The organism is Pigmentiphaga sp. NML080357, assembly GCF_002188465.1.
GTDB lineage: Bacteria > Pseudomonadota > Gammaproteobacteria > Burkholderiales > Burkholderiaceae_B > Pigmentiphaga.
On the sequence record NZ_NINW01000019.1, the window covers coordinates 62,879 to 69,373 of the forward strand.

The 6,495-nt window shown below is 64.8% G+C and carries 5 protein-coding genes and 1 pseudogene; 3 read left to right on the forward strand and 3 right to left on the reverse strand.

All coding sequences use genetic code 11. From position 1 onward, the window contains the following. Positions 1 to 36: 36 nt before the first annotated feature. The 3 genes from guaB to CDO44_RS04915 all read left to right on the forward strand — a co-directional run bounded on the left by guaB (position 37) and on the right by CDO44_RS04915 (position 4,476). Positions 37 to 1,497 carry an IMP dehydrogenase gene (gene guaB / locus CDO44_RS04905; RefSeq protein ID WP_087779325.1) on the forward strand — a complete coding sequence of 487 codons (1,461 nt, stop codon included), beginning with the start codon at positions 37 to 39 and terminating at the stop codon, positions 1,495 to 1,497. Positions 1,498 to 1,591: 94 nt separating this feature from the next. Continuing rightward, positions 1,592 to 3,223, forward strand: a complete 1,632-nt coding sequence (gene guaA / locus CDO44_RS04910; protein ID WP_087779326.1) for a glutamine-hydrolyzing GMP synthase — start codon at positions 1,592 to 1,594, stop codon at positions 3,221 to 3,223. A 135-nt stretch (positions 3,224 to 3,358) separates the two neighbouring features. After that, positions 3,359 to 4,476 (forward strand): IS3 family transposase gene (locus CDO44_RS04915; RefSeq protein WP_087779327.1). Its coding sequence is split into 2 segments (ribosomal slippage): positions 3,359 to 3,620 and positions 3,620 to 4,476, totalling 1,119 coding nucleotides; the frame shifts between segments, so codons are not numbered across the junction. Positions 4,477 to 4,485: 9 nt separating this feature from the next. Here CDO44_RS04915 and CDO44_RS04920 read toward each other — a convergent pair. The 3 genes and pseudogenes from CDO44_RS04920 to CDO44_RS04930 all read right to left on the reverse strand — a co-directional run. Further along, positions 4,486 to 4,671, reverse strand: a complete 186-nt coding sequence (locus CDO44_RS04920) for a hypothetical protein (protein WP_087779328.1) — start codon at positions 4,669 to 4,671, stop codon at positions 4,486 to 4,488. Further along, complete coding sequence (locus CDO44_RS04925; RefSeq protein WP_233146047.1) at positions 4,668 to 6,212, reverse strand: sensor domain-containing diguanylate cyclase; 1,545 nt, start codon at positions 6,210 to 6,212, stop codon at positions 4,668 to 4,670. The genes CDO44_RS04920 and CDO44_RS04925 overlap by 4 nt, the downstream gene beginning before the upstream one ends. 171 nt (positions 6,213 to 6,383) lie before the next feature. Further along, a pseudogene (locus tag CDO44_RS04930) lies at positions 6,384 to 6,495 on the reverse strand (IS5/IS1182 family transposase); the annotation flags it as partial.

The window sequence follows — 6,495 nt, forward strand, 5'->3', positions numbered from 1 at the left end:
ACTAGGTTTAATTGTATTGCGGCAGGGGGTTGCACGATGCGTCTCGTACAAAATGCACTTACTTTCGATGACGTGTTGTTGGTGCCCGCGTATTCCGCGGTGCTGCCCCGCGATACCAGTCTTCGAACCCGTCTGACCCGTGATATCTCGCTGAACATTCCCCTGGTGTCCGCCGCCATGGACACCGTCACGGAATCTCGCCTGGCCATCGCCATGGCGAAGGAAGGCGGGATCGGGATCATCCACAAGAACCTCACCGCCGACGAACAGGCGCGCGAAGTCGCCAAGGTCAAGCGCTACGAGGCCGGGGTCGTGCTCGATCCGATCACCATCGCGCCGCACATGAAGGTGCGCGAAGTCATCGAGCTGCAGCGCCAATACGGCATCTCGGGCCTGCCCGTGGTCGAGGGCCGCCAGGTGGTCGGTATCGTCACCAACCGCGACCTGCGCTTCGAGGACCGCTTCGAAGAACCCATCCGCACCGTCATGACTCCGCGCGAACGCCTCATCACCGTGCGCGAGGGAGCCTCGCTGGAAGAGGCCCAGGCGCTGATGCACAAGCACCGCCTGGAGCGCGTGCTGGTCGTCAACGACAAATTCGAGCTGCGCGGCCTGATCACCGTCAAGGACATCATCAAGAACACCGAGAACCCCAACGCCAGTAAGGACGCGCATGGCAAGCTGCGCGTCGGCGCGGCGGTTGGGGTGGGCGAGGGCACCGACGAGCGCGTCGAGCAGCTCGTGGCCGCCGGCGTGGACGTCATCATCGTGGACACCGCCCACGGCCATACCGCCGGGGTGCTCGACCGCGTGCGCTGGATCAAGAAGCACTATCCGCAAATGCAGGTGATCGGCGGCAACATCGCCACCGGCGCCGCCGCCCGCGCGCTGGTCGAGGCCGGCGCCGACGGCGTCAAGGTCGGCATCGGCCCCGGCTCCATCTGCACCACGCGCATCGTGGCCGGCGTGGGCGTGCCCCAGATCACCGCCATCTCCAACGTGGCCGAGGCCCTGGAAGGCACCGGCGTGCCCCTCATCGCCGACGGCGGCGTGCGCTACTCCGGCGACATCGCCAAGGCCCTGTCGGCAGGCGCCTACACCGTCATGATGGGCGGCATGTTCGCCGGCACCGACGAAGCCCCGGGCGAAATCGTCCTGTACCAGGGCCGCTCGTACAAGTCCTACCGCGGCATGGGCAGCCTGGGCGCCATGGCCGACGGCTCGGCCGACCGCTACTTCCAGGACCCGGCCAACAACTCCGACAAGTTCGTGCCCGAAGGCATCGAAGGCCGCGTGCCCTACAAGGGCAGCGTGCTCGGCATCATCTACCAGCTGGTCGGCGGCGTGCGGGCTTCCATGGGCTACTGCGGCTGCGCCACCATCGACGAAATGCGCACCAAGAGCGAGTTCGTGCAGATCACCGCCGCCGGCATCCGCGAATCGCACGTCCACGACGTGCAGATCACCAAGGAAGCCCCCAACTACCGGATGGACTGATATGGTCCCCCCCACTCACACGCCGCGTTCGCGGCCCCCCGGGGGGCGCTTGTCGCTCGCCTTGGGGCGGCCCGGCGGCTCGCTCGGGTAGCATATGTCTCACGATCGCATCCTGATCCTCGACTTCGGATCCCAAGTCACCCAACTGATCGCCCGCCGCGTGCGCGAAGCGCAGGTCTACTGCGAAATCCACCCCTACGACGTATCCGACGACTTCATCCGCGAACAGCAGGCCAAGGGCCTGAAAGGCGTCATCCTCTCGGGCAGCCACGCCTCGGCCTACGACGAGGCCTCCATGCGCGCGCCTCAGGCCGTGTTCGAGTCCGGCGTGCCCGTGCTGGGCATCTGCTACGGCATGCAGACCATGGCCATGCAGCTGGGCGGCAAGGTCAGCTTCAGCGACCATCGCGAATTCGGCTACGCCGAAGTCCGCGCCCACGGCCACACGCCGCTCCTGAACGGCATCCAGGACTTCGCCACTCCCGAAGGCCACGGCATGCTCAAGGTCTGGATGAGCCACGGCGACAAGGTCACCGAACTGCCGCCCGGCTTCAAGCTCATGGCCTCCACCGCCTCGTGTCCCATCGCCGGCATGGCCGACGTCGACCGCGGCTACTACGGCGTCCAGTTCCACCCCGAAGTCACGCATACCGTCCAGGGCCAGGCCCTGCTGTCGCGCTTCGTGCACGACATCTGCGGCTGCGGCACCGACTGGAACATGCCCGACTACGTCAGCGAAGCCGTCGAGGCCATCCGCAAACAGGTCGGCAGCGATGAAGTCATCCTGGGCCTGTCCGGCGGCGTCGATTCCTCCGTGGCGGCCGCACTGATCCACAGGGCCATCGGCGACCAGCTCACCTGCGTCTTCGTCGACCACGGCCTGCTGCGCCTGAACGAAGGCCAGCAGGTCATGCAGACCTTCGCCGAAAACATGGGCCTGAAGATCATCCACGTCGACGCCACCGACGACTTCATGGGCAAGCTGGCCGGCGTGACCGACCCCGAGGCCAAGCGCAAGATCATCGGCAAGGAATTCGTCGAAGTCTTCCAGCGCGAAGCCGCCAAGCTCAAGGGCGCCAAGTGGCTGGCGCAGGGCACCATCTACCCAGACGTGATCGAATCGGCCGGCGCCAAGACCGGCAAGGCCGTCACCATCAAGTCGCACCACAACGTCGGCGGCCTGCCCGATACCCTGCACCTGAAACTGCTCGAGCCGCTGCGCGAGCTGTTCAAGGATGAAGTGCGCAAGCTCGGCATCGCGCTCGGCCTGCCGCACGGCATGGTCTACCGGCATCCGTTCCCCGGGCCGGGCCTGGGCGTGCGGATCCTGGGCGAGGTGAAGAAGGAATACGCCGACCTGCTGCGCCGCGCGGACGCGATCTTCATCGAAGAACTGCAGGGTACGCGGGCGACCGAACAGGATGCCGCCGCGGGCTTGTGTGCCGCGGAAGAGGTCGGGCAGAACTGGTATGACTTGACCAGCCAGGCGTTTGCCGTTTTCCTGCCCGTGAAGTCCGTGGGCGTGATGGGAGATGGGCGGACGTATGACTACGTCGTCGCGCTACGCGCGGTGCAGACCACCGACTTCATGACGGCACATTGGGCGCATTTGCCGTATGCGTTGCTGGGGAGGGTTTCGAACCGGATCATCAATGAGGTTCGGGGGTTGAATCGGGTGGTTTATGACGTGTCGGGGAAGCCGCCGGCGACGATTGAGTGGGAGTGATCCCGCGTCTGGAATGAGCTGGCATTGGCTGGCATGAAATCCGAATCAAGCCCTTGTTTATCAAGGGCGTAAGCTCCCCCAATTGGTAGACATCAGCCGGTAGAATTTCGGGGCCTCCACGAGTCGGAGACTCCCTTGAAGAAAAGCAGGTTCACGGAAAGCCAGATCGTTGCGGTGCTGAAGGAAGGCGAGGCCGGTATGCCGGTTGCCGAACTGTGCCGCAAGCACGGCGTTAGCAGCGCCACGTACTACCAGTGGAAGAGCAAGTACTCGGGCGTACAGGTGTCCGAGTTGCAGCGGCTGCGCGAGCTCGAGGCCGAGAACGCCAAGCTCAAGCGCATGTACGCGGATCTGGCCCTGGAGAATTCGGCGATCAAGGATGTTCTGAACCGAAAATCCTGACGCCGTCGGCCAGGCGCGAGGTGGTCGAACAGTTGGTGCAAGCCCGACTGTCGATCGCTCGTGCCTGTCGAATTGCAGGCCTGTCGCGGGCGGCGTACTACAAGAGGCCAGTGTCGGCATCCGAGCGAGATGCCGACGTGATCGAGGCGCTCAATGCCATCGTCAGCCGGCATGGGCGCTGGGGGTTCTGGAAATGCTTTACCCGGTTGCGGCTTGATGGCCGCTGCTGGAACAAAAAGCGTGTGCATCGGGTGTACTGCGATATGGGTTTGAATTTGCCTCGGCGTTGCAAGAAGCGGCTACCAGACCGGCCCCATCAGCCGTTGGACCTGGCAAGCGAGCCCAACCGCTGCTGGGCCTTGGACTTCATGCACGACGCCTTGTATTGCGGTCGGCGGTTTCGGACATTGAATGTAATCGACGAAGCCAATCGGGAGTGCTTGGCCATCGAGGTTGGCACGTCGATCCCATCGGCCAGGCTGATCCGCGTCTTGAGTCGCTTGGTCGACTGCTACGGCGCCCCGAATGCCATACGGCTGGACAACGGCCCGGAGCTAGTCTCCCAAGCGTTCACTGAATGGGCCGCAGCCAAAGGCATCGCGGTTCGATACATCCAGCCGGGTAAGCCCAACCAAAACGCCTTTATCGAGCGTTTCAACCGAACGTACCGCACCGAAGTGCTCGATGCGCATCTGTTCGCCAACCTGGAGCAGGTCCAGGCCATCACAGACCAGTGGCTGGTCGAGTACAACGAATACCGCCCCCATGAAGCGTTGGGTGGCGTCCCGCCGGCGCAGTATATGCCCCGGTTAACCCACGCTCCGAATCTCTATCGGCCGCTGTCTACTTGACGGGGGTGCTTACGCTTGCAGATGGCCGGTCCCGCCGACGGCCAGCACGGCGATCCAGACCATTGCCGTACCAAGCAGCAGCGTGACGACCATGGCCTGGGACAGCGTTCCGCCGACCACGCCGCGGCGCAGCGTGGCGTTGTTCGCGGCGAAGGTAAACGCCGCGAGGAGGGCGAGCACGGTCGGCAGGATCATGTCGTCCGCTGGGTCCGCCGTGCCTGTTTGTCGGCGTACATGAGCTGGTCGGCCACCTTGAGCACGGCTTGCAGCGAGCTGACCGAGGGGTCGACGCTGGCGATGCCGAAGCTGGCGCCGGGGTAGTCGAAGCTGCACTCGGTAAAGGTGTAGGTGCCGATCAGCAGTGGCGCGAGCCGGCCGCGCATGGCCTCGGCCGGGCCGTTCGGATCGTCGGGCGGGGGCGGGTCGACCAGGCCGATCACGACGAATTCGTCGCCGCCCAGGCGACCCAGCATGTCGTTTTTGCGCAGGCCGGCGGACATGCGTTGGCCGACCTCGATCAGGAATTTGTCGCCGACGACGTGGCCGTAGGTGTCGTTGATGGTCTTGAAGCCATCCAGGTCGATGAAGGCGACCATCACCCACATCCGGGTTTCCTTCGCCAGGGTGAACAGGCGGTCCAGCTCGGCCAGGACGGAACGGCGGTTGGGCAGGCCGGTCAGGGCATCGTAGTTGGCCGCGTATTGTTCTTCCTGGCGGCGCATCACCATTTGTCCGGCGGCCTGGCCGGACAGCAGGATCAGGACCAGGCCGAATGCCGCCACGAGTCCGGCCGTGTAAAGGTGGCGCTTGCGCATGGGAGCCACGTAGTCCAGCGTGGCCAGGGTGATCAGCTGGTATTGCGGATTGGTCAGCGGTTGGCGCCGCATCAGGTAGGGCTTGCCGTCGATCAGCCACTGGCCCGCATCGGGGCCGGCGTTCGCGATCGGGCGCGCGTCCATGGGGTCGCCTGGCGCTTCGCCACCGTCCGGCGGCAGTACGGTGCCAGGCGGCAGGAGCGCCGCCAGGTTGCGCAGCATGAAGGGCTCGGACGAGGCGGTGATCACGCGGCCCTGGCGGTTCACGATCAGGGCGATGTGTCGTCCGGTCAGGTAGGCCGCCATCTCGGGCGCGTCGAATTTCACGGTGACCGAACCTTGCGGCACGTCGTTGGCGTCTTCGATGCGGCTGCTGACGAAATAGGAGGGGCTGTTGTTGAGACGCGCGATGCCGAACTGCTGGCCCGTGCCGTGGCGCAGGGCGTCGATCAGGTAGGTGCGGCCGGAGTAGATCATGCCCACGATGCTGTCGGACTCGGCCCAGTTGCTGGCCGTGACGGTATCGTCCGACATGTTGTTCATGTAGATGCGGGCATAGCGCAGGTCGCTGGCCAGCGCGTTCATGTAGTCGCCCACGCGGCGCACCAGCGGGTCTTGCGTGAATTGCGCGGCGCGCTGCTGGCGCGTCAGCTCGGCGGCGCCGGGCGGGTCGGTGCGGTAGCGGGCGGCAAGCTGGATGACCTGGCTCTGGCGCGCCACCATGTTGGCTACGCTGACCATTTCGGTGAACAGGCGGTCGACGACGCGCGCGGTGGTCCTGGCTTCGTATTCGGCGCTGGCGGCTATGTTGTCCAGCCGCGCGGCCACGATCCGCTGCGAGGTCCACCAGCCCAGGGCGGCCACCAGCGCCATCCAGGCCAGGGCCAGGCCCAGGGTGACCCGCAGCACGATGGGGGGCATCCTGGGGCCGCGACGGCCTTGCTGCGGCAACGCGCCACCTGCGCCATGGCCGCCCAAAAGACGATGATCCAAAACAGCTTCATTCTGCATTCGTGATCTTCTCGCGCGGCAAGGGGTGGGCGACGTGTCAATCCGATTTCATCAAGGTATCGATTCTAGGGCGTGTTCACACTATCTAAGCCCATCAACGATGAGCGCGAAATTGATGAAGGCAATGAACATCACATCCAGCTTGTCGAATCGCGAGAATATGCGCCGGAAGCCTTTGAGGCGCCGGAACAGT

What these genes read in the sequence shown, in the direction of transcription:
- guaB (WP_087779325.1), top strand. Translation starts at nt 37, where the DNA reads ATGCGTCTCGTACAAAATGCACTTACTTTCGATGACGTGTTGTTGGTG.
- guaA (WP_087779326.1), top strand. Translation starts at nt 1,592, where the DNA reads ATGTCTCACGATCGCATCCTGATCCTCGACTTCGGATCCCAAGTCACC.
- CDO44_RS04920 (WP_087779328.1), bottom strand. Translation starts at nt 4,671, where the DNA reads ATGATCCTGCCGACCGTGCTCGCCCTCCTCGCGGCGTTTACCTTCGCC.
- CDO44_RS04925 (WP_233146047.1), bottom strand. Translation starts at nt 6,212, where the DNA reads ATGCCCCCCATCGTGCTGCGGGTCACCCTGGGCCTGGCCCTGGCCTGG.